Raw genomic sequence first — 25,001 nt, forward strand, 5'->3', positions numbered from 1 at the left:
CGCGGGTTGAAGGTAAAACATGAGTTATGTATTGCAACTTGGGATGATCGGCTTGTGCATTGCGCTCCTGCCGCTTTCCTATGTCTGGGTGAAGGCCGACGACGACAAGTTCAGAAAGCTCGTCTGGCTAAGCACGTTCCTGACGCTCGATCTGATCATGTTCGGCGGTTTCACGCGCCTGACGGATTCCGGCCTCGGCTGCCCTGACTGGCCGGGCTGCTACGGCACGTCGTCGCCGTTCATCGCGCATGCGCAGATTTCCGCCGCGTTTCAGGCCATGCCGACCGGCCCCGTCAGCATGGTCAAGGCGTGGATCGAGATGCTGCATCGCTATTTCGCGATGGCGATCGGCGTGCTGATCATCGCGCAGGTCATCATCGCGTGGACGGCGCGCATCAAACGCCGCCCGTTGCACGTGTCGCCGTGGTGGCCGACCGGCATTCTGCTGTTGATCTGCCTGCAAGGCGCGTTCGGCGCGTGGACCGTCACGCTCAAGCTGCAACCGGTGATCGTCACGACGCACCTGCTGCTCGGACTCGCGCTCCTGGGCACGCTCGGCTGGCTCGCGGCGCGCATGACGCCGATTCCATCGCTCGATTCCGCCGCCGCGCGCTGGATGCCTGCCGCGATGTTCGGTCTGGCGCTGCTCGTGGTGCAGATCGCGCTCGGCGGCTGGGTGAGCACGAACTATGCTGTATTGGCCTGCACGGACTTTCCCCTTTGCAACGGCCAATGGATTCCGCCGATGAACTTCGAGCACGGCTTTCACCTGTGGCGCGCGCTCGGCATGACGGGCGACGGCGACGTGATTTCGCAGGACGCGCTCGTCGCGATCCACTGGACGCATCGCACGTTCGCGGTCGTCGTCGTGTTGTATTTGCTGTGGCTGGCCGCGAAACTGCGCCGCTTCGAGTCGCTGCGCAAGCCGGCGAACGGCGTGCTCGCGGTCATCGTCATCCAGTTTTTGACGGGCATGTCGAACATCGTGCTGCAATGGCCGCTGCCTATCGCGGTCGCGCACAACGGCGGGGCGGCGATCCTGTTGCTGCTGCTCGTCATGCTAAACTTTCGAATCTCTTCCAGCCGTCCCGGCCGCGCCGCGCTTCCCGCACGCGACGTCGTTTCAGCGTGATGGCCCATGCACATGGATAGCACCACACTCAATTCCCCCCTCGGCAGCCGCGTCTCGCAATACATCGCGTTGACCAAGCCGCGCGTCACGCAACTGGCCGTGTTCTGCGCGGTCATCGGCATGTTGCTTTCGACGCCCGGCATGGTGCCGTGGACGAAACTGATCGGCGGCGCGGTAGGCATCTGGCTGCTGGCCGGCGCGGCGTTCGCCATCAACTGTCTTGTCGAGCAGAAAGTCGATGCGAAGATGCGTCGCACCGCGTGGCGTCCGTCGGCGCGCGGGCAGATCACCAGCACGCAAATTCTCATCTTCTCGGCGGTGCTGGGTGGCATCGGCATGTGGACGCTGTACAAGTTCACCAACCCGCTGACAATGTGGCTCACCGTTGCGACTTTCGTCGGCTACGCGGTCATCTATACGCTGCTGCTCAAGCCGTACACGCCGCAGAACATCGTGATCGGCGGGGCGTCCGGCGCCATGCCGCCGGCGCTCGGCTGGGCCGCCGTGACCGGCGCGGTGCCCGGCGACGCCTGGATTCTCGTGCTGATCATCTTCGTGTGGACGCCGCCGCATTTCTGGGCGCTCGCGCTGTATCGACGCAAGGACTACGAAAACGCCGGCCTGCCGATGCTTCCCGTGACCCACGGCGAGAAGTACACGCTGCTGAACATTTTCCTGTACACCATCGTGCTGTTCGCCGTCACGCTGATGCCGTTCATCTCGGGCATGAGCGGCGTCGTTTATCTCGTGAGCGCCATCGCGTTGGGCGCCGTGTTTCTCGGCTACGCGTGGAAGCTGTATCGCACGTACTCGGACGCGCTCGCACGCAGCGCTTTCCGCTATTCCATCGTCTATTTGTCGCTGCTGTTCGCCGCGCTGCTGGTCGATCATTACGTTCGCACGGTGATCGGCGCATGATGGCCACGGTTCGACGTTTCCTCGCGTTGTTCGCCTGCGCGGTGCTGCTGTGCGCGTGCGACAAGGCGCCCGATTTCAAGAATCTCGATATCACCGGCAACAAGCAGTTCGGCAGCGACTTCTCGTTGCCGGACACGACGGGCAAGACCCGCACGCTCGCGGACTTCAAAGGCAAGGCGGTGGTGCTGTTCTTCGGCTACACGCATTGCCCGGACGTTTGCCCGACGACGCTCGCCGAGCTTTCGCAGGCCATGCAGCAGCTCGGCGACAAGTCGAAGGACGTGCAGGTGCTGATGGTCACCGTCGATCCCGCGCGCGACACGCCGGACCTGCTCGGCCAGTACGTGAAGGCGTTCAACCCGTCGTACATTGGGCTGCGTCCCGCCGACGATGCGCAACTCCAGAAGGTTGCCAAGGATTTTCGCGTGTACTACGCGAAGGCGGCGGGCAAGACGCCGGCCGATTACACCATGGACCACACCGCCGCGAGTTACGTGTTCGACAAGGACGGCAAGCTGCGCCTTTTCGCTCGCGACGGGCAGGGCGTCGAGCCGTGGGTGCACGATCTGAAGCTGCTGATCGACTGATTCGATTGATTCGATTGATCGGCAAGCACAACGAAAAAGCGGCCTTTGGGCCGCTTTTTTATGTCGCGGAAGGCTCCGGCAGTTGAAGCCCTGGCGAAAGACGCGTCGCCTTGAACTCGGTGATGTCGTAATGCGCGAGCTGTTCGCGCGCGAACGGGTCTTCGGCGAGGATAGCGTCGAGCCGATCGCGATCGATGCCCGACGCGATAATCACGCCGCCGTCGCGCGGCACCTTCGGCCCCGCCATCACGAAGACGCCCGCCGCGAAGTAACGTTCGAGGAACATGCGGTGCTGCTCCAGTGCATCGTCGATTTCGGCGAGCGCGCCGGTGTAGCGCAGGTTGATCACGTACATGTGAACGGCCCCAATGAAGTTCGCATGTTGCGATTCTAAGCCGCGCCGCCAGGGATATTCACATAAGGAAACCGTATTTCCGACCGCACCAAAGCTGTGCGAAGATCCCGTTTCGGCCGCGCGCCCATTGGTCGGTCGCGGAGCCGGTATCAAGGCAATCCCGCAGTCAACGCATCTGAAACAGGAACACCATGCAGCGCAGAAACATGCTTAAAGCCTTGGCCGCCGTCGTGGCGTCCGTGGCGTTCGTCGCGAGCTTTTCGGCACATGCCGACGACAAGGTCATCAAGGTCGGCACGATCAGCGGCCCCGATGCGCAAATCTGGCAAGTCGTGCAGAAGGTCGCCAAGCGCGAAGGGTTGAACGTGAAAGTGATCGAATTCAACGACTACGTGCAGCCAAATGCCGCACTCGACGCCGGCGATCTCGACGCCAACAGCTTCCAGCACCAGCCGTATCTCGACAGCCAGATCAAGCAGCGCGGCTACAAGATCGTCAACGCGGGTCTGACATACATTTCGCCGCTCGGCGTGTATTCGAAGAAGCTGAAGTCGCTCAAGGATCTGCCGCAAGGCGCGAAGGTCGCAGTACCGAACGATCCGTCGAATGAAAATCGCGCGCTTTTGTTGCTGCAATCGCAAGGCGTCATCAAGCTGAAGGCCGGCGCGGGCACGAACGGCAACAACGCAACGCCGCTCGACGTTGCCGACAATCCGAAGAAGATCAAGCTCGTGGAACTCGACGCAGCGCAATTGCCCCGTACGCTCGCCGATGTCGATGCTGCCGCGATCAACACCAACTTCGCGCTTGCCGCCGGCCTGCAGCCGACCAAGGATGCGATCGCGCTGGAAGACGTGCATAGCCCGTACGCGAACCTGATCGCCGTGCGCGCGAAGGACAAGGACCAGCCGTGGGTGAAGAAGCTGGTCGCAGCGTATCAGTCCGAGGACGTGCGTCAGTTCCTGAAGAGCGAATTCAAAGGCTCGGTCGTGCCTTCGTTCTAAGAGCGGGCGTCCAGCTTGATTGGTTCACGCAACGGCGTCCCTCGGGACGCCGTTTTCGTTGATGACCATCAGGTTGTTGCGCGATCAATCCGCATAGATGCGACGCAATTCCCGCTCCCAGACGACGCCTGGTTCGTCGTCTTGCCGGAGCTTGAAGCCGGTCCGCATGAAGAGGCCGCACAGATCTTCGCGGGCGTCGTCGAGCCGGCAGGCGACACTCTCATAACCCGCACCCTGCGCGAAATTCGCGCATGCGGCGACGAGTCGCTCGCCCAGACCGCGCCGCCGCGCGCCCGGCTCCACGAACAGCAATTCAATACGCGCCTGATTTTCCGATGCCGCGTTCAGCAGCGCCGCACCGACACGCGCGGCGCCTTCCTGCTCGGCCACCCAGCACGCGATGCGTGGCGTGTTCATCTGCATGGCGCTGAGAAAGCGGGCGATGACGGTTGCCGCGTGCGTTTCGTTGGAAAGGCTCGGCTCCTCGCTGGCGTCGAGCAGGGCGTGCCGCTCGATCATCCAGCCGAAGTCGCCGCAACGCGGGCTGCGCAGCCGCGTGGAGAGGTCGATGACCGTGGGCGACAGCAGGCGCTCGATGTCCGCCATGGCCGACGACAGTTGCTCGATCTCGCCCGGCGCCAGCCGATTCAAGAGCGATGCCGTCTCCGACGACACGTGAAGATCGAGCTCGTCGACCTTGGCTTTGGCCTCCGGCGTCATGGAGAGCAGATGCGCCCGCCCGTCCGACTCGTTCTTGCGCCGCACCACCAGCCCGAGCTTCTGAAACTTCGTGATGAGCCGGCTGAGATAGCCAGTATCGAGCCCGAGATTGCGCGACAGATCGGCTGCGGTCTGCGCGCGATCGTGCGCGAGCTCATGAAGAATACGGACTTCCGTCAGCGAAAAATGGCTCTTGTGGAGCCGTTCATGGAACGCGCCCGCATGACGCGCGTAAAACCGGTTGAAGCGCCTGACAGCTTCAACAGCCCGACTCGGATCAAAACAGCCCATCTGCCTTTGCTCTCTCAGAAAATCTGGTTTTTAATTAATTAGTTGCGATTCCGAACTAATGTTCCCATTGTGCCAAAGAAAGCACGATCGTGCGAATACGAAATTGCCCGATTTTGAGTGGCTTGACAAGGGAGCAGACCAATTGATCCTCACTGGTGTGCGATGCGGGTAAGTCCCGATGGTCAGCGTGTTGCGAAGACACTCGCTAAACAATCTGTAACTTATTGATTCAAAGCAATATTAATGGATTTGGAAGCGCCGGCCGGCAAGCATTGACTGGTATTATGTTGGTTATATAATGGGCTCCACTTCGAAGCAGCGAAGTGGCTGTTCGTGCATGCAAATTTACGATTTCGACGCCCTTGCTGAAAGCGCCGCAACGCTTTATCTGTAAAGGCGGCACGCGCCTCGCTCCGGCCTCACCCGGGCCCGGTGCTTATCGACAGTTGCCGCTGTGTTCGCCTATTGCCTGACCGACGACTGACATTCGTCGCACAACTGCATCGCCGGGCCGCGTCGAGCCTTGCATCGCGCAACCTGCACTATCCGAAGAGAGCAACAAAGACAACAAGAGGACCAAGAGAAGCCGTCCGCACGGATCGCGCATCGAGTCATCGCGCGGAACAGCCTGCTCGCAGCATGGCGCGGACGGCCCGGAACCTCATCACGCATTGCGTACTTCCAGAGAACTTCATGCTGAAAGGAAACATACTGACGACCGACGGATGGATCCACGGCACCGTGCATGTCGAGAACGGCCGCGTGACGGCGCTCGAAGGCCATATCGCCGATCCGTCGACCAATGACGCGCCCTTTATCCTCCCCGGCTTCATCGACCTTCACGTGCACGGCGGCGGTGGCCGCGACATCATGGAAGGCGGCGACGCAGCCGATACCGTCGCCCGCGAGCACGCGAAACACGGCACCACGAGCCTGCTCGCCACCACGATGACCGCGCCGCGCGACGAGCTGATGGACGTCGTCGCGGGCCTGGGCGAAACCGCGAAGCGCCGCGCGGCGAACGGCGCGCGCGTGCTGGGCGTGCATCTCGAAGGTCCGTACATCAATCCGGGCAAGCTCGGCGCGCAGCCGGACGCAGCCGCCGTCGCGGTGCGCGACGAAGTGCTGAAGTTCCTCGCGCTCGCGCCGATCCGCGTCGTCACCATCGCGCCGGAAATCTCGGGGCATCTGGAAGTCATCGCCGAAATGGCCGCGCGCGGCGTGCGCGTGCAACTGGGCCATTCGCTCGGCACCTATGACGACGCCGTCAACGCGCTCAAGCACGGCGCGCGCGGCTTCACGCATCTCTTCAACGCGATGTCGCCGCTGCATCATCGCGATCCCGGCATGGTCGGCGCGGCGCTCGCGCATGCGGAGTACGCCGAACTGATTCCCGATCTGCTGCACGTTCACCCCGGCGCGATCCGCGCCGCGATGCGCGCAATCCCGCGTCTGTACGTCGTCACCGACAGCACGTCGGCGGCGGGCATGCCGGACGGCGAATATCGCCTCGGCAGCCAGCACGTCACCAAGTGCATGGGCGGCGTGCGTCTCGCGGACGGCACGCTTGCCGGCAGCACGCTGACCATGGATCAGGCGCTGCGCAATCTCGTCTCGCTGGGCATTCCGCTCGCGGACGTTTCCAACCGCTTGTCGCGCTATCCCGCCGACTATCTCGGGCTCGAAGATCGCGGCCGCATCGCGCGCGGCGCATGGGCCGATCTCGTCGTGCTCGACCGGGACTTTGCGCTGACCGCCACGTATGTCGAAGGAGAATCGCTTGTCGAATATGCTCAATGAGGCTCTGGAATCCGCGGATGTCGTCGCGGCCCAACTCGCCGATACCTCGCGCATCGAAGCGCTCGCCGTGAAGCTCGCGGAGCAGCCGCGTCATGTCGCGTTGACCGTCGCTCGCGGCAGCTCGGACCACGCCGCCAGTTATTTCGCAAGCCTGACGATGAGCCGCATCGGCGTGCCGGTCGCGTCGCTGCCCATGTCCGTCGCCACGCTGCAGCAAGCGCCGCTGCGCGTGTCGGGCCAGCTCGCCGTCGCGTTTTCGCAGTCGGGCAAGAGTCCCGATCTCGTCGGCACGATGCAGGCGCTGCGCGACGCCGGCGCGTTCACCGTCGCGGCCGTCAACGTCGTCGGTTCGCCGCTGGAGGCCGCGTGCGAATACTTCCTGCCGCTGCTCGCCGGACCGGAGCTTTCGGTCGCCGCGACCAAGAGCTATATCGCGATGCTCTCGCTGTCGGCCATCGTGATCGCTCACGTTCAGCGCGACGTCGAATTGCTCAACGCACTGAAATCGCTGCCGGACGCGCTGCGCGCCGCAGGCAAGCTCGACTGGACGCGCGCCGTCGATGAACTGAAGAACGTCGATCGCATGATCGTGATCGGACGCGGGCTCGGGCTTGCCATCGCGCAGGAAGCGGCGCTCAAGCTGAAGGAAACGTCGGGCATTCAGGCCGAGGCGTTTTCGAGCGCGGAAGTGCGTCATGGCCCGATGGAAATCATCGACCGCGACTATCCGCTGCTCGTCTTCGCGCCGCGCGGACCGGAGCAGGCAGGTCTGATCCAGCTCGCCGCCGACATGCGCGCGCGCGGCGCCCGCGTGCTGCTCGCCGCACCGGACGACGTGCCCGGGGCCGAACTGCCGCTCGTCGCCACCGACCACCCGGCGCTCGATCCGATCGCCGCGATCCTTTCGTTCTACGTGATGGCCGCGGGTCTGGCCGCCGCACGCGGGCGCAATCCCGACGCGCCGCGCCACCTGAACAAGGTCACCGAAACCCATTGAGTGAGAAAGACGATGCGCCGTGCCGAGCAGTCTCTGCTGAATCATTCCACCGATAACCCGAGCGACGTCGTGCTGCTCGCTCCGTTCACCGGTCCCGTCGTTGCGCTCGCCGACGTGCCCGATCCCGTGTTCGCCGAAGGCATGTTCGGCGACGGCATCGGCATCGATCCGCTCGACAACGTGCTCGTTTCGCCTTGCGACGGCACGGTCACGCATCTCGCGCGCACGCATCACGCGGTCACGCTGCGCACGGAGCAGGGCGCGGAAATCCTCGTGCATATCGGTATCGATACGGTCGAACTCGGCGGCAAGGGCTTCACGCCGAAGGTCGAACAGGGCGCGACGGTGCGCGCCGGCCAGCCGCTGATCGAATTCGACGCCGATTTCGTTGCGCGCCACGCGCCGAGCCTCGTCTCGGTGATCGCGGTCGCCAACGGCGATGCGTTCGATGTCGTCGAGCGCGCCGGGCGCGGCGTGCTGAACGCGGGCGCGCGGCTCCTCGTGCTGCGCGCGAAGGACGGCGCGGCGGCGCAGGCGGCGCGGTCGTCGTCGAACGTCATCAACGAAGCGCGCCGCAGCGTCACGCTGGCGCACGCGGGCGGCTTGCATGCGCGTCCGGCGGCGCGGGCGCGCGAAGCGGCGCGCGGTCTCGACGCGAAGGTCGAAGTGCGCTACGAAGGCCGCAAGGCGGCGGTGGAAAGCGTCGTCGGTTTGCTCGGACTGGGCGCGGGCGAAGGCGCGACGATCGAACTCGTCGGCATGGGCGTAGAGGCGCAGGAAGCCGTCGATGCCGTCGCCACCGAATTGCTGCGCGCGGCGCAAGGCGAAGTCGAAGAGACGCCGGCGCGCGTGAAATCGCCGGCGCCGGTCGCCGTGGCGCGCGCGTCCGCGCAGCCGCTGCCGCCGAACACGCTCGCGGGCGTGTGCGCCGCGCCGGGCATCGCGGTCGGCAAGCTCGTGCGCTGGGACGATCAGGAGATCGTGCCGGAGGAAAAGGCGAGCGGGCCGTCGGCGGCGGAAAGCCGCGCGCTCGATCGCGCCATCGCGCAAGTCGACACCGAATTGCAGGAAACCGTGCGGACGGCGTCGCAACGCGGGGCGGTCGGCGAAGCGGGCATTTTCGCGGTGCATCGCGTGCTGCTGGAAGACCCGACGCTCGTCGATGCCGCGCGCGATCTCATCAGCCTCGGCAAGAGCGCGGGTTTCGCGTGGCGCGAGTCGATCCGCGCGCAGATCGCGTTGCTCAGTAACGTGCACGACGCGCTGCTCGCCGAACGCGCCGCCGATCTGCGCGATATCGAAAAGCGCGTGCTGCGCGCGCTCGGGCTCACGAACACGGCGGCGCGCGCGCTGCCCGACGAGGCCGTGCTCGCGGCCACCGAATTCACGCCGTCCGATCTGTCGTCCATCGACCGCACGCGCGTCACCGCGCTCTTGATGGCGCGCGGCGGCGCGACGTCGCACGCGGCGATCATCGCGCGGCAGATGGGCATTCCGGCGCTCGTCGCGATCGGCGATGCGCTCCACGCCATTCCCGAAGACACGCAAGTGGTCGTGGATGCGTCGGCGGGGCGTCTCGAACATGCGCCGACCGCGCTCGACGTCGAACGCGCGCGTCATGAGCGCGACCGGCTCGCGGGCGTGCGCGAGGCGAATCGCAAGATGTCGCAGCAGGCGGCATCGACGCGCGATGGGCGTCACATCGAAATTGCCGCGAATATCGCGACGCTCGACGACGCCAAGGCCGCCGTCGAAAACGGCGCGGACGCGGTCGGCTTGCTGCGCACCGAACTGCTGTTCATCCATCGTCAGGCGGCGCCGACGGTCGCGGAGCACGCGTCGAGCTATCAGGACATCGTCGATGCGCTCGTGGGCCGCTCGGCCATCATCCGCACGCTCGATGTCGGCGCGGACAAGGAAGTGGACTATCTGACGCTGCCGCCGGAAGAAAATCCGGCGCTCGGTCTGCGCGGCATCCGTCTCGCGCAGGTGCGCCCCGATCTGCTCGACGACCAGTTGCGCGGCCTCATCGCCGTGAAGCCGGCGGGCGCGGTGCGCATTCTCCTGCCGATGGTCACCGACGCCGGCGAGTTGCAACGCCTGCGCGCGCGCATCGACGAACTGGCGCGCGAAGCGGGCCGCACGGAGCCGGTCGAAGTGGGCGTGATGATCGAAGTGCCGTCGGCGGCGATGCTCGCGGACCAGCTCGCGAAGTACGCGGACTTCTTCTCGATCGGCACCAACGATCTCACGCAATACACGCTCGCGATGGACCGCTGCCAGCCCGATCTCGCCGCGCAATCCGACGGCCTGCATCCGGCGGTGCTGCGGCTCATCAAGGCGGCTGTGCAGGGCGCGGAGAAGCACGGCAAGTGGGTCGGCGTGTGCGGCGCGCTCGGCGGCGATCCGCTCGCGGTGCCGCTGCTCGTCGGCCTGGGCGTGACGGAATTGTCGGTCGATCCGTCCGCGGTGCCGGGCATCAAGGCGCGCGTGCGCAATCTCGATTACCAGCTTTGCCGTCAGCGCGCGGAAGACGTGCTCGCGCTCGAATCGGCACAGGCAGTCAGGGCGGCGAGCCGCGAAATCTGGCCGCAGGACTAACGTTCTCAACCGCAGCAAAAACTTCACGCAGTAACGACAAGACCTATATTTTTGGAGAACCCGATGGACGCCAACCCGTTTGCAAAGATGCAGCGCCTAGGCCGCGCCCTGATGCTGCCGATTGCCGTATTACCGGTGGCCGGCCTGCTGTTGCGTCTAGGCCAGCCCGATGTCTTCAACATCAAGATGATCGCCGACGCCGGCGACGCGATTTTCTCGAATCTGCCGCTCCTGTTCGCTATCGGCGTGGCGGTGGGCTTCGCGAAGGACAACAACGGCACGGCGGGTCTCGCCGGCGCGATCGGTTATCTGATCGAAACGGCCGTGATGAAGGACATCAACGACAAGCTCAACATGGGCGTGCTGTCCGGCATCATCGCGGGGATGGTCGCGGGCTACATGTACAACCGCTTCAAGGACATCAAGCTGCCCGAGTACCTGGCGTTCTTCGGCGGCAAGCGGTTCGTGCCGATTGTCACGGGCGTCGCGTGTCTGTTCCTCGGCATCGCGTTCGGCTACGTGTGGCAGCCGGTGCAATTCGCCATCGATACGGCCGGCAACTGGCTCACGACGGCCGGCGCGCTCGGCACCTTCGTGTTCGGCGTGTTGAACCGCATCCTGCTCGCGACGGGTCTGCATCACATCATCAATTCGCTCGCGTGGTTCGTGTTCGGCTCGTTCACCCCGCCCGATGGCGGCGCGGTGGTGCACGGCGACCTGCATCGTTTCTTCGCGGGCGATAAAACCGCAGGCGGCTTCATGACCGGCTTCTTCCCGATCATGATGTTCGGCCTGCCGGCCGCGTGTCTCGCGATGTTCCACGAAGCGCCGAAGGAGCGCCGCGCGGTCGTCGGCGGCCTGCTGTTCTCGATGGCGCTCACCGCGTTCCTGACGGGCGTGACGGAGCCGATCGAATATAGCTTCATGTTCCTCGCGCCGGTGCTGTACGGCATCCACGCGGTGCTGACGGGCCTGTCGCTCGCAATCTGCTCGGCGCTCGGCATTCACCTGGGCTTCACGTTCTCGGCGGGTGCGATCGACTACGTGCTGAACTACGGCCTGTCGCAGCGCGGCTGGATGGCGATTCCGCTCGGCCTCGTGTACGGCATCGTGTATTACGGGCTGTTCCGCTTCTTCATCCGCAAGTTCAACATGGCGACGCCGGGCCGCGAGCCCGCCACGACCGACGCTCAAACCGACGCAACGCCGGTCGGCGGCTTCGCTCCGGGCGCAGCGGTGCCGGCTGCAGCGAACACGCGCGCAGCGAAGTACATCGCGGCGCTGGGCGGCGCGTCGAACCTGTCGCTCGTCGATGCCTGCACGACGCGCCTGCGTCTCTCGGTGGTGGATACGGAAGCCGTGTCGGAACCGCAATTGAAGAACATCGGCGCGCGTGGCGTGCTGAAGCGCGGCAAGACGAGCGTGCAGGTCATCATCGGACCGGAAGCGGACTTGATCGCGGACGAAATTCGCGGCGAACTCGAACATTCGTCGACGCGCGGCGCGACGCCGGCTTCGTCGGCTCCGGCGCAGCCTGTGGCCGCAGCCAGTGCAGCCGGCGCCGCAAGCGTGGCCGATCAAACCGCCGGCCCGCTCGATCCGGACCCGCTGCGCTGGATCGCGGTGTTCGGCGGCGCGACGAACGTCGTTTCGCTCGATGCCGTCGCGCAGACGCGTCTGCGTGTCGTCGTGCGCGATCCGTCGGCGGTGGATCGTCAGCGTTTGTCGCAACTGGATGTCGCGTGGGTGTCGGCGGATACGTTCCACATTGTCGTCGGCGCAGCGGCGCAGCGTTATGCCGCGCAAATGGCGACGCGCCTTCCGGGCAACGGCGGCGGGACCGCACCGATGCCGGCTTGACGTGCCAAGCGGTTGCTGAGAGAAGCGGCGCTCCTGTTCATTCGGAGCGCCGTTTTTTTTCGCGAAGACAATCCGCAATCAGCCGCTGCAAAAACAAAAGCCCGCTGTCTTTCGACAGCGGGCTTCAACTTTCCGCTACGGCCTTAACGCAACGTTACGCGTAGTCGTGCAGCGCCGAGCGCATCTTCTTCATCGCGCTCGCCTCGATCTGGCGAATGCGCTCCGCCGACACGCCGAACTCGTCGGCCAGTTCGTGCAGCGTCTTGCCGCCCGATCCGTCGTCCTGCACGTCCAGCCAGCGCGCCTCGATGATGCGGCGGCTACGCTCGTCCAGCGACTCCAGCGCGGTCGAAAGACCGTCGCTTTGCAGCTTGTCGAACTGGCGCGAGGCGATGACGTTCGTCGGCTCGTTGTGCGAGTCCGCCAGATAGGCGATGGGCGCGAACGCTTCCTCACCGTCGTCGACCTGGCCTTCGAGCGCGATATCGCCACCCGACAGACGCGTTTCCATCTCCGCGACTTCCTCGCGCTTCACGTTCAGCTCGCTCGCGAGACCTTCGATCTCGTCCGGTGTGAACGCGGCGTGGCCGGTCTTGTGGCTGCGCAGGTTGAAGAACAGCTTGCGCTGCGCCTTGGTCGTCGCGACCTTCACCATGCGCCAGTTGCGCAGGATGTACTCGTGAATCTCGGCCTTGATCCAGTGCATGGCGTACGACACGAGGCGCACGTTTTGCTCGGGGTCGAAGCGCTTCACGGCCTTCATCAGACCGATATTGCCTTCCTGGATCAAATCCGCGTGCGGCAGGCCATAGCCCAGATAGTTCCGGGCGATCGACACGACGAGACGCAGGTGCGAAAGCACCAGTTGCCGCGCCGCGTTGAGGTTGCCGTGCTCGCGGAACTCGGTGGCGTACTGACGTTCCTCTGCCTGCGACAGCATTGGAATACGGTTCACTGCTTGTATGTATGAATCGATGTTGCCGATCTGGCCGGTCAGCATCGACGACTGTGCGTACGTCAGCGCGCCTGCCGAAGATGCCTTGGCAGGCGCCGAGCCCACTACATTCGGAAGGGTCATCGCATTGGTCACGCTCATAAGCTCCTTATCAACGATTTGTCCGCTGCCACGACGGCAACGGCAAGTCAGACACGATATTAGCACTCCGCTTCAACGAGTGCTAAGTGTTAGAGGGCGGACGAGTGTGAGAGTTCCCACGAAACTATCGGGTTTGTGGGTCTGATAGACGAAGAGACGTTCGAAGAGCGTCAAAGTTACCGATTTGGGCGTCGATATCTAACTAATTACCGCGTTTATGCGGCTCTGCTGCGGATTGTTCAAATAAATGGGCCTGCAAATCGCGATTGTGCAAATATGTGTCAATCCACATACAATCTGCCGATCCCGCTTCGCGGCTGTGGAACTCAACCCTCATATGGGGCGCTCATGCAGAAAAGCAAAGGTGTCTGGCGCAGTTTGTTGTCCAACGGCGCGCTCGCGCTTTCGCTCGGTGTCGTCTCGGCGGCGGCCCACGCAGACCGCTTTGGCTTGCAGATCGCGGGCGGCGTGGCGGACCGCGATATCAAGAAGGCCGATCTCGGCGTGGTCTGGGATCCGAACCTGACCTGGTGGGAAATCGGCGGGTTCCACTTCACGTTGCTCGGCGAAGGCCACGTTTCCTACTGGCACTCGACCGAAGACCACGCCGTGAATCCGAACATCTGGGAATTCGGCGTGACGCCGGTGGTGCGCTTCGTCAAAAGCGCGGGCTACATCCGGCCGTTTATCGAGGCGGGCGTCGGCGTGCGGCTGCTTTCGCATACGCGCATCACGGAAAACTTCACGGTGTCGACGGCGTTCCAGTTCGCCGATATGGTCGGCGTCGGCGCGATTTTCGGCGCGAAACAGAACTATCAGGCGGGCTTTCGCTTCCAGCATCTGTCGAACGCCAGTATCAAAGAGCCGAATCCTGGTATAAATTTCAGCCAGATATATCTGCAATACAACTTCTGACGAGGCGCCGGCGCATCGGTTCCTTGGCACAAGGGGATTCGACAGATGCCCGCAAAAACCACTGAGGTCATCCGCGGCCTCGAGCGCGATCGCTTTCGAGCCATGGTCGAAGGCGATGGCGTGGCGCTCGAAGCGTTGCTGGCCGAGAACGCGAGCTACGTGCACACCAACGGCAAGCGCGAGACGAAACGTCAGTTCATCGACGCGATCACCGCCGGCCGCCGCCGCTATCGTCAGATCGAGATCCAGTCGCAGGACGTCGTCGCCGCGGGCCGCGACAGTTGCCTCGTGTCGGGGCGCGCGCTGATCGAGATGGAATCGAAGAACGGCGCGCTGCTGTTTCCCGTGGCCTATACCGCCATTCACGTTCAGACGGACGGCCAATGGCTGATGCTCGCGCTTCAGGCGACGCGCGTGGCGCTCGAATAGCGCCACGCGCGCCGCGCCGATCACGCCTCGACCGGCTCGTCCTGCCGCACGTCCGCCACGATCCGCTTCGATCGATTCACCGCGCTCACGACCGCATCGACGACCGCGAGCGCCGGATTCGCGTGGACCGCGACGCCGAAGCGCGTCGGTTCATCGGCGACGCGGCAGCCGACGAACACCGCCGTATCGCCGCTTGCCGTCACCGTCGATTCGAACCAGTTCACGCTTGCTTCCACGCCGAAACTCGACGCAACCGCCTGCGCGTAATGCTCCTCGCTCGCGGCGGCGGACGCGGGCGGCATCGAAATACGTCTGCCGGAAATCGATATCGTCGATGCGTCCACCCGCGACACCGCGCCGCCCGCATCGAAGTATTCGCGCTTGAAGAGCGCGCAGATCGCTTCGCCGCTGATTTCCTCGCCGGATGCGTCGGCGAGCGCCTGCACCGCGTGGCTGAACTCGATCTGCACGCGGCGCGGCGGCGTGAAGCCCAGCCCGCGCTCGAGCAGATACGTGGCGCCGCCCTTGCCCGACTGGCTGTTCACGCGAATCACGGCGTCGTAGCTGCGGCCGAGATCGGCGGGATCGATCGGCAAATAGGGCACGTCCCACACCGCGCCGGGCGTGCGCTGCGCGAAGCCCTTGCGGATGGCGTCCTGATGCGAACCGGAGAACGCCGTGAAAACGAGATCGCCCGCATACGGATGGCGCGGATGCACCGGCAACTGATTGCATCGCTCGACGACACGGCGCACCGCGTCGATGTCGGAGAAATCGAGGCCCGGATCGACGCCCTGCGTGTAGAGATTGAGCGCGAGCGTGACGAGATCGACGTTGCCCGTGCGCTCGCCGTTGCCGAAGAGACAGCCTTCCACGCGCTCGGCGCCCGCGAGCAGCGCCAGTTCGGCGGCGGCGACGGCCGTGCCGCGATCGTTATGCGGATGCACCGACAGCACGATGCAATCGCGATAACCCATGTTGCGGTCCATCCATTCGATCTGATCGGCGAACACGTTCGGCGTCGCGGCTTCGACGGTCGCGGGCAGATTCACGATCATCTTGTGATCGCGCGTCGGACGCCACGTTTGCGCGACGGCATCGCAGACTTCGCGCGCGAACGGCAGTTCCGTCATGCTGAACGTCTCGGGCGAATACTGATAGATCCAGTGCGTTTCGGGCCGCGCCGCCGCACATTCCTTGATGATGCGCGTGCCTTCCACCGCCAGCGCCTTCACTTCTTCCTTCGACTGATTGAACACGATGCGTCTGAACGACGGCGCGATCGCGTTGTACAGATGCACGATGACCCTACTCGCGCCTTCGACGGCCTCGAACGTGCGCTCGATCAGTTCGCGGCGCGATTGCACGAGCACTTCGATGGTCACGTCGTCGGGAATGCGCTTCTCGTCGATCAGCTTGCGCACGAAATCGAAATCGGTCTGCGACGCCGACGGAAACCCCACCTCGATCTCCTTGAAACCCGTCGCCACCAGCATCTCGAAGAATTCGAGCTTCGCGGCGATGCTCATCGGCTCGATCAGCGACTGGTTGCCGTCGCGCAGATCGGTGCTCATCCAGATGGGCGCTTGCTCGATCGTGCGATTCGGCCAGCGGCGGCCTTGCAGACGGACTTGCGGGAACGGGCGATATTTCTCGGCGGGGTTGGGCATCATGATCGTCGATCTCTCTTGGAACAGTCTGCGTAGCGCCTGCGAGAGGCGCCGTGACCGGCGGCTGGCCGGCTTCGGCGCGATGCACGCATCGCAACGCCGCGCGCACGATCCCATTGCGCACCGGCGACGGTGACGCCTGTGACCAATGTGAACGTGCGCGAAGCAGCGTGCATTTGACCCTCGCGTTTTCGTTTCGCGGGATGTGCGAACGAAAAGCTGACGACTACAAGTGGTAAGGAAAGGAACTGCGGGAACGGCTGGCAGGACCGCGCGCCTGGCGACGCACGGCGCTACGTCTGGCGACTTACGCTAGACGTAGCGATAGGGGCCGCGCTAGGCGGCCCGAAATAATTCGGAGGGAGGAGAACTGGGTGAAGCGCATTGGGCCACTTTAAACCAGCGTAGAAGAACGTGTCAAACGGGTGCTTCGCTTTTTCGGAGTTTCAGACCGGTCTGCGCACGACGTCCGCGATCACTTCCACCTGACGCCCGACCGCCGGCGGCACCGGCACGTCGCCGCGCATCACGTCTTCTATCCAGCGCGCGGTCGTCGCGGCATCGAGCGATTCGGGCAGTTCGACGGCGGGCGCATCCGCCTGCGAACGCTCGGGCGCGACGAGCGTCTCCATGTGACCGTCGTGGAACCAGTCGACCTGAACCTGACGGCGCGTGTCGGCCACCGCTTCGCCTTCCGTGCCGCGGGCGAGGAGCGCGCCGCCTTGCGCGGCATCGGGATGATCGGTGAAGAGGTCGGTCAGGCTGTCGCGATATTCCGGATGCGTGTAGTTCACGAGCCGCAAGCCCGGCTCCGCGAACGGCTGCAGGATCTTGACGAGCGTATGCGTCGAATTGCGCACGCCCATGATCCGGCGAAGCGCGAGCAGCCGCGCGAGCTTCGGCGCAAGCGATGTGACCGGCGCAAATGCGAGCCGGCGCGACGCTAGGCTGTCCTCGATTTCATCCGGCGATGCCGCGTGCGGAATGCCCAGTTCGGCGAAAATCGCGGCGCTCGTCACGCGGCCCGGATCGTCGACGACGCCGTGCACCAGCACCGGCACGCCTTCGCGCGCGAGCAGGAGCGCGAGGAGCGGCGTCAGGTTCGGCTGCTTGCGCGCGCCGTTGTAGCTCGGAATCGATACGGGGCGCGCGTGATCGCGGCCTTCCTGCACGTGCAGCGGCTCGAACGATCGATGCGCCGCCGAGAGCATCGCGGCAAGCTCGGCGGCGGTCTCGCCCTTCACGCGATACGCGAGCAGCACCGCGCCGAGTTCGAGATCGGAGACGCGGCCATCGAGCATGGCTTCATAGAGCGCGTAGGTATCGTCGTGGGACAGCGCGCGGGCGCCGTTCGGCCCGCGACCGATTTCCTTGATGTAGCGCGCGCAGGCGAAGGGAGGGGCTGGGGTATCGTTCATCGGAAGCATGCGCAAACGGGCGTTCAGTTCCGAGGTCGTGAGCGTCGCGTCGCTAGATTGAGAGTCCGGAAAGGACACTCAGTATCGCATCTAAATGCCGCTTGCAAGACTTGGCGGCCGTTTCGACCGTGCGCAATTCGTGTGGCGAATCGGGTGCAGACTCGTGGCGCGCGCCGTTCCGAAGGATCGCCGTAAGCCACCCGGAAGCTCGCGAAGTCCCGCCGCGCAAGGCCCGCCACGAAACGCCCGCGCGCGTTACACTCGCTCTTCCCGCTGGCTGGCTTCACCGCGAGCCGGCATTCGAATAACAGCAACTTCGTTGCGTGACGGAAGGCGGCGCAGCGCATCGCCCGCGCTTTCCCGACAGGAGAACAGGATGAGCTACGTGTTTCCCCCGGCGCCCGCTGCGGCGGTGCCGGTTGCCGGTTCGGACGAGCAGTTTCCCGTGCGCCGCATCTACTGCGTCGGACGCAACTACGAAGCGCACGCGCGCGAAATGGGCCACGATCCGGATCGCGAGCCGCCGTTCTTCTTCAGCAAGCCCGCCGATGCCGTTCTCTACGTCGCGCCGGGCGCCACCGGCGAAATGCCGTATCCGTCGCAGACGAAGAACCTGCATTTCGAGATGGAACTCGTCGCGGCTATCGGCAAGCAAGGCAAGGACATTCCCGCCGACAAGGCGCTCGACTACGTGTACGGTTACGCGCTCGGCCTCGACATGACGCGCCGCGATCTGCAAGCCGAAGCAAAGAAGCTCGGCCGTCCGTGGGACACCGCGAAGGGCTTCGATCACTCCGCGCCGATCGGGCCGATTCATCCGGTATCGAAGGTCGGGCATCTGGAAAAGAGCGCGATCTGGCTGACGGTCAACGGCGAAGAGAAGCAGCGCTCCGACATCTCGCAACTGATCTGGTCCGTGGGCGAGACGGTGGCGTATCTGTCGACGCTCTTCGAACTCTTCTCCGGCGATCTCATCTTCACCGGCACGCCCGAAGGCGTCGGCGCGGTCGTGAAGGGCGACCTCATGAAGGGCGGCGTGGACGGCATCGGCGAATTCTCCGTGCGCCTGGTGTGAGGCCGGATCGACGATGAAGCTCTACAGCTACTTTCGCAGTTCGGCGGCGTATCGCGTGCGCATCGCGTTGAATCTGAAGGGACTCGGGTACGAGTACGCCGGCGTGCATTTGCTGCGCGACGGCGGCCAGCAACTGAAGCCGGAATATCGCGCGCTGAATCCGGACGGCATCGTGCCGACGCTCGTCGACGGCGACGACGTGCTCACGCAATCGCTCGCGATCATCGAGTATCTCGAGGAGACGCATCCGGAGCCGCCGCTGCTGCCGCGCAATCCGGCGGATCGCGCGTTCGTGCGCTCGGTCGCGCTGGCGGTCGCGTGCGAAATTCATCCCATCGACAATCTGCGCGTGCTCAAGTACCTGAAGCATCAACTGAACGTGCCCGATGAAGCGAAGGACGCGTGGTATCGGCATTGGGTCGAGACGGGCTTCGCATCGCTCGAAAAGCGGCTTGCGGGCGACCGGCGCGTCGGCGCGCTGACTTTCGGCGATACCCCGACCATCGCCGATCTGTGCATCGTGCCGCAGGTGTTCAACGCGCGGCGGTTCAATATCGACCTGTCGCCGTATCCGACCATCGAGCGCATTGCCGACAACGCGAATCAGATCGACGCTTTCCAGCGTGCTGCCCCGGCGCAGCAGCCCGACGCCGAATGACGGCGGCAGTGACGGCTGGAGCGCTTCCGAGCTACCTGTCGGGCGCGGGGCTCGGGGCGAGCCTCATCATGGCGATCGGCGCGCAGAACGCCTTCGTGTTGCGGCAAGGGTTGAAGCGGCGGCACGTGGGCATCGTCGTGACGATCTGCGCGTTCATCGACGTATTGCTGATCGCGTTCGGCGTCGGCGGCATGGGCGCGCTGATCGCGCGTGCGCCGTTTCTGCTGGAAGTGATCCGCTGGGCCGGCGCGGCGTTCGTGTTTCTCTACGGCTTGCGCGCGTTTCTCGCGGCGTGGCGCGGTCCGGGCCACCTCGATGCATCCGACGGCGATTCGCAAACGGCGCTCAGCGCGGCGTCGACGGTGCTGGCGCTGTCGCTGCTGAACCCGCACGTTTATCTCGATACGGTGGTGCTGCTCGGTGGCATCGGCGCGCAACGCGGCTGGCCGGGCAACGCGTGGTTCGCGGCGGGCGCGATGTGTTCGTCGATCGTCTGGTTCACCGCGCTCGGCTTCGGCGCGCGCTTCCTGGAACCTTGGTTCCGCAAGGACGTGTCGTGGCGGGTGCTGGATGTGATCGTGGGCTGCGTGATGTGGTGGATCGCGGCGGCGCTGGTCTTCTCGCGATAAAAAAAGGGCGTCTGCACGACGCCCTTTTCGCTTGCTTCTTAGCCGAGCAGCGCGTCGGCGAATTCTTCCGCGCTGAACGGCTGCAGGTCCTCCACTTTCTCGCCCACGCCGATGAAGTACACCGGAATCGGCCGCTGCCGCGCGATGGCCGCGAGAATGCCGCCCTTCGCCGTGCCGTCGAGCTTGGTCACGATGAGACCCGTGAGACCGAGCGCGTCGTCGAACGCCTTCACTTGCGCGAGCGCGTTTTGCCCCGTGTTCGCGTCGATGACGAGCAGCACTTCGTGCGGCGCATCCGGCATCGCCTTCGCGATCACGCGGCGCACCTTGCGCAGCTCTTCCATCAGATGCAGTTGCGTCGGCAGGCGCCCGGCGGTGTCGGCCATCATCACGTCGATCTTGCGCGCGCGCGCCGCGCCGACGGCATCGAAAATGACCGCGGCTGCGTCGCCGCTTTCCTGCGCGATGACCGTCACGTTGTTGCGCTCGCCCCAGACCGTCAACTGTTCGCGCGCGGCGGCGCGGAACGTGTCGCCGGCGGCGAGCAGCACCGACTGATTGAAGCTCTGCAGATGCTTCGCCAGCTTGCCGATGCTCGTCGTCTTGCCGACGCCGTTCACGCCCGCGATCATCATCACGAGCGGCTGCGCGCGGCCGAGCATCAGCGACTTTTCGAGCGGACGCAACAGGTCGACGAGCAGCGCGCGCAACGCCGCCTTCACCTGCGACGCGTCCGTCAGGCGCTCCGCGCGCACCTTTTCGCGCAGCGATTCGAGCAGGAATTCGGTGGCATCGACGCCGGCATCGGACATCAAGAGCGCGGTTTCGAGCTCTTCGTACAGGTCTTCGTCGATCTTCGCGCCGACGAAGATGCCCGTCAGACTCGAACTCGTCTTCGACAAACCGTTCCGCAGCCGCGACATCCACGATTTCTTCGCGGCGGCGTCCGGCAGCGGCGGCGGCACGATCTCTTCGCTCGCCTCATCCGTTTCGGGACCGCGCACCCATTGCGATTGCGTGCGGCCTTGCCAGTAAGGCTTCGGCGCGTCGTCCGCTGCGGGCGCAGGAACGGCTTCGGCTTCAAGTTCGGCGGGCGGCGGCGTTTCCGATGGCATCGCGGCATCGACGGCCGGTTCGCGGTCCAGCTCCGCCTCGATGACGGGCGGGGACGCTTCTTCGTCCTCGGCGGCTTCCGGCGTTTCTTCGGCAGACGTGTCGAGCGGCTCGTCTGCCGGCTTTTTGAATCGTTTGAAGAAGCTGAACATGGATGTGTGGCGATGGAGCGCGCGTCATTCGATGGCCCCGCGTGCGCCCGGACGAGCGCCGCGCGCGATGCCCGCGCAGGAAGATGGAGGCCGGCTATTTTATCAGGCGTGGCCCGATGCGCTTGTGCGCTATCCGCCTGTGGTAACGTTGGCTTCCATGCTGGCTCTCATTCACGCGCTGCCGGCTTGTTCCTGGCGGCGCGCGCCGAATTCATCCCATTCTTCTCATGTCCCGTTCTTCCGCACCACGCCCGCCCGCATCCGCCGCTTCGAACCGCGCACCGTCGCGGGGCGGCAAGCCGCATACGATCCGCATCATCGGCGGAAACTGGAAACGCACGCCGCTGCCCGTGCTCGATCTCGATGGCCTGCGCCCCACGCCCGATCGCGTGCGCGAGACGCTGTTCAACTGGCTCGGCCAGGATTTGACCGGACAACGCTGTCTCGATCTCTTCGCCGGAAGCGGCGCGCTGGGTTTCGAGGCGGCGTCGCGCGGGGCGTCGCGTGTGCTGATGGTCGAACGCAGCGGACGCGCCGCCGCGCAACTGAAGGCGAATCAGGCGCGGCTCGATGCGCGCAATATCGAGATCGCCGAAGCCGATGCGCTGCGGCTCGCAGCCGGTCTCGCGCCCGGATCGTTCGATGTCATCTTCCTCGATCCGCCCTTCGGCGACGAAGCGCTGCTCGCGCGTGCGCTCGAACTCGCCGCGCCGCTCGCCGCAGCGGATGGCGCGATTTACGTGGAATGCGGCAATGCGCTGGACCCGGACGCCACCAATGCGCTGGCGGGCTGGACGCTCGCACGCGAAGGCAAGGCGGGCGCGGTTCACTATCATTTGCTGCGTCGGCAAAATGAGGAATAATGCGCCTTCCCAATCTGGCGCGCCGCGGGGTAGGTTGCGTCAGCGGTTGCCCGCTCTCGACGGGCGAACGAGAAAATGACGGCCGCAGCCAGCGGCCCAAGGTAAATAGAAGAGGAGAAGCTCATGGTTGTCGCCGTGTACCCGGGAACGTTCGACCCGCTGACGCGCGGGCATGAAGACATCGTGCGGCGCGCATCGAGCATTTTCGATACGCTGGTCGTCGGCGTGGCCGACAGCCGTGCAAAGAAGCCGTTTTTCTCGCTGCAGGAGCGCCTGGATATCGCGCACGACGTGCTCGGGCATTATCCGAACGTGCAGGTGAGCAGCTTCACCGGGCTTCTAAAGGACTTCGTGCGCAAGAACAACGCGCGCGTGATCGTGCGCGGCCTGCGCGCCGTCTCCGATTTCGAGTACGAGTTCCAGATGGCGGGGATGAATCGCTATCTGCTGCCCGACGTCGAAACGATGTTCATGACGCCGTCCGATCAGTATCAGTTCATTTCCGGCACCATCGTGCGCGAGATCGCGCAGCTTGGCGGCGACGTCAGCAAGTTCGTGTTTCCGTCGGTGGAAAAGCGGCTGATGGATAAAGTCGCCGGTGCGATGCAGAAGGATCCATCGGCGCCCTGACTCTGCGCGGCGCGGGATCGGCGGCGGATGGTTTGTGCGCCGCCGGTTCCAGCCGGAGCCGTGATGCAATCCGGCGAACAACGCGTAGCCGACGTTTTCACTCATGTCCAATCTGCGCTCGCATGTCTTCCTGGTGCTCGGCACCGCGCTCGTGTTCGTGTTGTCCCTCTGGATCAACGAGGAGATCTTCACGCACACGGAGTTCGTGCGAGGCGTCAACTGGATCTATCTGCCGTCGGGCGTCAGGCTTCTCAGCACGCTGATGCTAGGCGGCGACGGCGCGCTCGGCCTGCTCCTGGCAAGCTGGCTCGTCAATTTCTTCTACTTCTTTCCTCACGATCCGGTTCGCGCATTCGCCGGCGGAATCATCGCGACGATCGCGCCGTATGCCGTTTATCGGCTCGCGCGAGAGTGGTTCGGGCTGAAGGCGTCGCTTGCGAATCTCACGCCGCGTCGTTTGCTTCTGCTCGCGGTGGCGTACTCGGTCGCGAATCCGCTGCTGACTCACGTCTGGTTTGCGTTGCGCGGGGATTCGCAGAATCTCGTCGAAGGATTCTTGCTGATGTTCATCGGCGATCTGCTCGGCGCGCTCATCGTTCTTTACGCGTCGAAATTGGTGCTGACGCTGGTGTCGCGACGAATCCAAACGGACGCGCCCGAGCGCTGACATTTCAGGCGCACGGCCCGCGCGAAAATGCTGCCGGCGTTATAATTTATTGTTTTTAAACGGAAAGCCGGTAGCAGCATGTCCCTGATCATTACCGACGAGTGCATCAACTGCGACGTCTGCGAGCCCGAGTGCCCGAACGACGCCATTTCGATGGGCACGGATATCTACGTCATCGATCCGAACAAGTGCACGGAATGCGTCGGCCACTTCGACGAGCCTCAGTGCCAGCAGGTCTGCCCGGTGGAATGCATTCCGCGCGACCCGGCGCACGCCGAAACGCCCGAGCAGTTGCTGACGAAATACCACGCACTGATGGCGGCGAAGGGCGCGTAAGCCCTTTCGCGGACCACTACGCGATAAGCGCCGTCAAAGCCGCGACGAGCGCATCGCATTCGGCGTCCGTGCCGATGGAAATGCGCAAATGCTGATCGATGCGCGGCAGCGCGAAGTGACGCACGAAAATCTCCTGCTTCTTGAGCGCGCCAGCGAGCGCGGCGGCATCGTGGGCCGGATGCTTCGCGAACACGAAGTTGGCCGCCGACGGCACCACGTCGAATCCCAATTCCTGCAACTGCGCGGCGAGCCTTTCGCGGCTCGCCACCACCTTCGCGCAGCTTGCCTCGAACCACGCCCGATCCTCGTATGACGCGACCGCCGCCGCCTGTGCCAGGCGATCGAGCGGATACGAATTGAAGCTGTCCTTCACGCGCGTGAGGGCGTCGATCAAAGCGGCATCGCCGAATGCGAAGCCCACGCGCATGCCCGCGAGCGAGCGCGCTTTCGATGTCGTCTGCACGACGAGCAGATTCGGATACGCGTTCACAAGCGTCACCGCCGATTCCGCGCCGAAATCGACGTACGCCTCGTCGACGATCACGGGCGCATCGGGATTCGCTTTCAGCAACGCTTCGATATCGGCGAGCGGCAATGCGCGGCCGGTCGGCGCGTTCGGATTCGGCAGCAGCACGCCGCCGTTCGGCGCGCGGTAGCCGTCGATGCGAACGGCGAAATCGTCGTCGAGCGGAATCGTCTCGTACTCGATGCCATACAGCTTCGCGTACACCGGATAAAAGCTATACGTGATATCCGGAAAGCGAATGGGCGCGTCGTGCTTGAGCAGCGCCTGAAACGCGTGCGCGAGCACTTCGTCGGAGCCGTTGCCCGCAAAGACCTGCTCGACGCGCAAGCCGTGATGCGCCGCCACCGCCTCGCGCAGGGCGCGCGCCGTCGGGTCCGGATACTTTCGCAGCGACGCGCCGTCGTCCCCGAGTTCGCGACGGATCGCATCGACCACGCGCGGCGACGGCGGATACGGGTTCTCGTTCGTGTTCAGCTTGACCGGATGCGCCAGCGCGGGCTGCTCGCCGGGCACGTAAGGCGTCAGGCGGTGAACGATATCGCTCCAGAAACGGCTCACG

24 protein-coding genes are annotated in these 25,001 nt (G+C 64.5%); 17 read left to right on the top strand and 7 right to left on the bottom strand.

The window, feature by feature from the left end:
- The first annotated feature begins 19 nt into the window (after positions 1–19).
- From NCR39_RS00935 to NCR39_RS00945, 3 genes are read left to right on the top strand one after another with little or no spacing between them, the layout of a single operon-like run.
- Positions 20–1,132, top strand: coding sequence for a COX15/CtaA family protein (locus NCR39_RS00935; protein ID WP_250450167.1), 1,113 nt, complete (start codon positions 20–22; stop codon positions 1,130–1,132).
- 12 nt (positions 1,133–1,144) lie between these two features.
- Positions 1,145–2,050 carry a heme o synthase gene (gene cyoE / locus NCR39_RS00940; protein ID WP_250450168.1) on the top strand — a complete coding sequence of 302 codons (906 nt, stop codon included), beginning with the start codon at positions 1,145–1,147 and terminating at the stop codon, positions 2,048–2,050.
- On the top strand, positions 2,047–2,637 hold the full coding sequence (locus tag NCR39_RS00945) for an SCO family protein (protein WP_250450169.1): 591 nt from the start codon (positions 2,047–2,049) through the stop codon (positions 2,635–2,637). The genes cyoE and NCR39_RS00945 overlap by 4 nt, the downstream gene beginning before the upstream one ends.
- 58 nt (positions 2,638–2,695) lie before the next feature.
- Here NCR39_RS00945 and NCR39_RS00950 read toward each other — a convergent pair whose 3' ends face one another.
- The gene (locus NCR39_RS00950; RefSeq protein WP_250450170.1) at positions 2,696–2,992 is read right to left on the bottom strand and encodes a YciI family protein; all 297 of its coding nucleotides are present in this window, start codon (positions 2,990–2,992) and stop codon (positions 2,696–2,698) included.
- A gap of 191 nt (positions 2,993–3,183) precedes the next feature.
- Between NCR39_RS00950 and NCR39_RS00955 the strand changes: the two genes are divergently transcribed.
- On the top strand, positions 3,184–3,996 hold the full coding sequence (locus tag NCR39_RS00955) for a MetQ/NlpA family ABC transporter substrate-binding protein (protein ID WP_250450171.1): 813 nt from the start codon (positions 3,184–3,186) through the stop codon (positions 3,994–3,996).
- Between the two features lie 84 nt (positions 3,997–4,080).
- Here the strand turns inward: NCR39_RS00955 and NCR39_RS00960 are convergent, their stop codons facing one another.
- A complete protein-coding gene (locus NCR39_RS00960; protein WP_284507071.1) occupies positions 4,081–5,007 on the bottom strand; it encodes a bifunctional helix-turn-helix transcriptional regulator/GNAT family N-acetyltransferase in 927 nt (308 codons plus the stop codon).
- Positions 5,008–5,700: 693 nt separating this feature from the next.
- Here NCR39_RS00960 and nagA point away from each other — a divergent pair.
- From nagA to nagE, 4 genes are all read left to right on the top strand, one after another.
- Complete coding sequence (nagA, locus tag NCR39_RS00970; RefSeq protein WP_250450172.1) at positions 5,701–6,807, top strand: N-acetylglucosamine-6-phosphate deacetylase; 1,107 nt, start codon at positions 5,701–5,703, stop codon at positions 6,805–6,807.
- Positions 6,797–7,804 carry an SIS domain-containing protein gene (locus NCR39_RS00975; protein WP_250451429.1) on the top strand — a complete coding sequence of 336 codons (1,008 nt, stop codon included), beginning with the start codon at positions 6,797–6,799 and terminating at the stop codon, positions 7,802–7,804. The genes nagA and NCR39_RS00975 overlap by 11 nt, the downstream gene beginning before the upstream one ends.
- A 12-nt stretch (positions 7,805–7,816) precedes the next feature.
- Complete coding sequence (gene ptsP, locus NCR39_RS00980) at positions 7,817–10,405, top strand: phosphoenolpyruvate--protein phosphotransferase (RefSeq protein WP_250451431.1); 2,589 nt, start codon at positions 7,817–7,819, stop codon at positions 10,403–10,405.
- Positions 10,406–10,468: 63 nt separating this feature from the next.
- The gene (nagE, locus tag NCR39_RS00985) at positions 10,469–12,265 is read left to right on the top strand and encodes an N-acetylglucosamine-specific PTS transporter subunit IIBC (protein WP_250450174.1); all 1,797 of its coding nucleotides are present in this window, start codon (positions 10,469–10,471) and stop codon (positions 12,263–12,265) included.
- A gap of 154 nt (positions 12,266–12,419) precedes the next feature.
- Here nagE and rpoH read toward each other — a convergent pair whose 3' ends face one another.
- Positions 12,420–13,355 carry an RNA polymerase sigma factor RpoH gene (gene rpoH / locus NCR39_RS00990; protein WP_250451433.1) on the bottom strand — a complete coding sequence of 312 codons (936 nt, stop codon included), beginning with the start codon at positions 13,353–13,355 and terminating at the stop codon, positions 12,420–12,422.
- A gap of 354 nt (positions 13,356–13,709) precedes the next feature.
- On the opposite strand from rpoH, the gene NCR39_RS00995 reads away from it, so the two are divergent.
- Positions 13,710–14,276 carry an acyloxyacyl hydrolase gene (locus tag NCR39_RS00995; RefSeq protein WP_250450176.1) on the top strand — a complete coding sequence of 189 codons (567 nt, stop codon included), beginning with the start codon at positions 13,710–13,712 and terminating at the stop codon, positions 14,274–14,276.
- Between the two features lie 45 nt (positions 14,277–14,321).
- Entirely contained in the window at positions 14,322–14,705 is a 384-nt protein-coding gene (locus NCR39_RS01000; protein ID WP_250450178.1) for a nuclear transport factor 2 family protein, read from the top strand.
- A 20-nt stretch (positions 14,706–14,725) separates the two neighbouring features.
- Here the strand turns inward: NCR39_RS01000 and leuA are convergent, their stop codons facing one another.
- The gene (gene leuA, locus NCR39_RS01005; RefSeq protein ID WP_250450180.1) at positions 14,726–16,378 is read right to left on the bottom strand and encodes a 2-isopropylmalate synthase; all 1,653 of its coding nucleotides are present in this window, start codon (positions 16,376–16,378) and stop codon (positions 14,726–14,728) included.
- Positions 16,379–16,821: 443 nt separating this feature from the next.
- Positions 16,822–17,793: a DNA-binding protein YbiB gene (gene ybiB, locus NCR39_RS01010; protein WP_250450181.1), complete on the bottom strand. Its 972-nt coding sequence runs from the start codon at positions 17,791–17,793 to the stop codon at positions 16,822–16,824.
- A gap of 376 nt (positions 17,794–18,169) precedes the next feature.
- Between ybiB and NCR39_RS01015 the strand changes: the two genes are divergently transcribed.
- Genes NCR39_RS01015 through NCR39_RS01025 form a run of 3 tightly spaced genes read left to right on the top strand, consistent with a single transcriptional unit; the run spans position 18,170 to position 20,155 of the window.
- A complete protein-coding gene (locus NCR39_RS01015) occupies positions 18,170–18,868 on the top strand; it encodes a fumarylacetoacetate hydrolase family protein (RefSeq protein ID WP_250450182.1) in 699 nt (232 codons plus the stop codon).
- Positions 18,869–18,881: 13 nt separating this feature from the next.
- Positions 18,882–19,526 (top strand): maleylacetoacetate isomerase, encoded by a 645-nt coding sequence (gene maiA, locus NCR39_RS01020; RefSeq protein ID WP_250450183.1) that lies wholly within the window; start codon positions 18,882–18,884, stop codon positions 19,524–19,526.
- Positions 19,523–20,155 (top strand): LysE/ArgO family amino acid transporter, encoded by a 633-nt coding sequence (locus NCR39_RS01025; RefSeq protein ID WP_250450184.1) that lies wholly within the window; start codon positions 19,523–19,525, stop codon positions 20,153–20,155. Before maiA ends, NCR39_RS01025 begins: the two co-directional genes overlap by 4 nt.
- A 38-nt stretch (positions 20,156–20,193) precedes the next feature.
- Here NCR39_RS01025 and ftsY read toward each other — a convergent pair whose 3' ends face one another.
- A complete protein-coding gene (ftsY, locus tag NCR39_RS01030) occupies positions 20,194–21,420 on the bottom strand; it encodes a signal recognition particle-docking protein FtsY (RefSeq protein WP_250450185.1) in 1,227 nt (408 codons plus the stop codon).
- Positions 21,421–21,647: 227 nt separating this feature from the next.
- Between ftsY and rsmD the strand changes: the two genes are divergently transcribed.
- The 4 genes from rsmD to NCR39_RS01050 all read left to right on the top strand — a co-directional run bounded on the left by rsmD (position 21,648) and on the right by NCR39_RS01050 (position 23,916).
- Positions 21,648–22,283 (top strand): 16S rRNA (guanine(966)-N(2))-methyltransferase RsmD, encoded by a 636-nt coding sequence (gene rsmD, locus NCR39_RS01035; protein ID WP_250450186.1) that lies wholly within the window; start codon positions 21,648–21,650, stop codon positions 22,281–22,283.
- Positions 22,284–22,406: 123 nt separating this feature from the next.
- Complete coding sequence (gene coaD, locus NCR39_RS01040) at positions 22,407–22,913, top strand: pantetheine-phosphate adenylyltransferase (protein WP_250450187.1); 507 nt, start codon at positions 22,407–22,409, stop codon at positions 22,911–22,913.
- Positions 22,914–23,016: 103 nt separating this feature from the next.
- Entirely contained in the window at positions 23,017–23,580 is a 564-nt protein-coding gene (locus tag NCR39_RS01045; protein WP_250450189.1) for an MASE1 domain-containing protein, read from the top strand.
- Between the two features lie 78 nt (positions 23,581–23,658).
- Positions 23,659–23,916, top strand: a complete 258-nt coding sequence (locus NCR39_RS01050; protein WP_040053052.1) for a YfhL family 4Fe-4S dicluster ferredoxin — start codon at positions 23,659–23,661, stop codon at positions 23,914–23,916.
- A 16-nt stretch (positions 23,917–23,932) separates the two neighbouring features.
- Here the strand turns inward: NCR39_RS01050 and hisC are convergent, their stop codons facing one another.
- Positions 23,933–25,000, bottom strand: coding sequence for a histidinol-phosphate transaminase (hisC, locus tag NCR39_RS01055; RefSeq protein ID WP_250450191.1), 1,068 nt, complete (start codon positions 24,998–25,000; stop codon positions 23,933–23,935).
- Between the last annotated feature and the right edge of the window lies 1 nt (position 25,001).

The organism is Caballeronia sp. ATUFL_M2_KS44, from assembly GCF_023630965.1.
Lineage (GTDB): Bacteria > Pseudomonadota > Gammaproteobacteria > Burkholderiales > Burkholderiaceae > Caballeronia > Caballeronia concitans.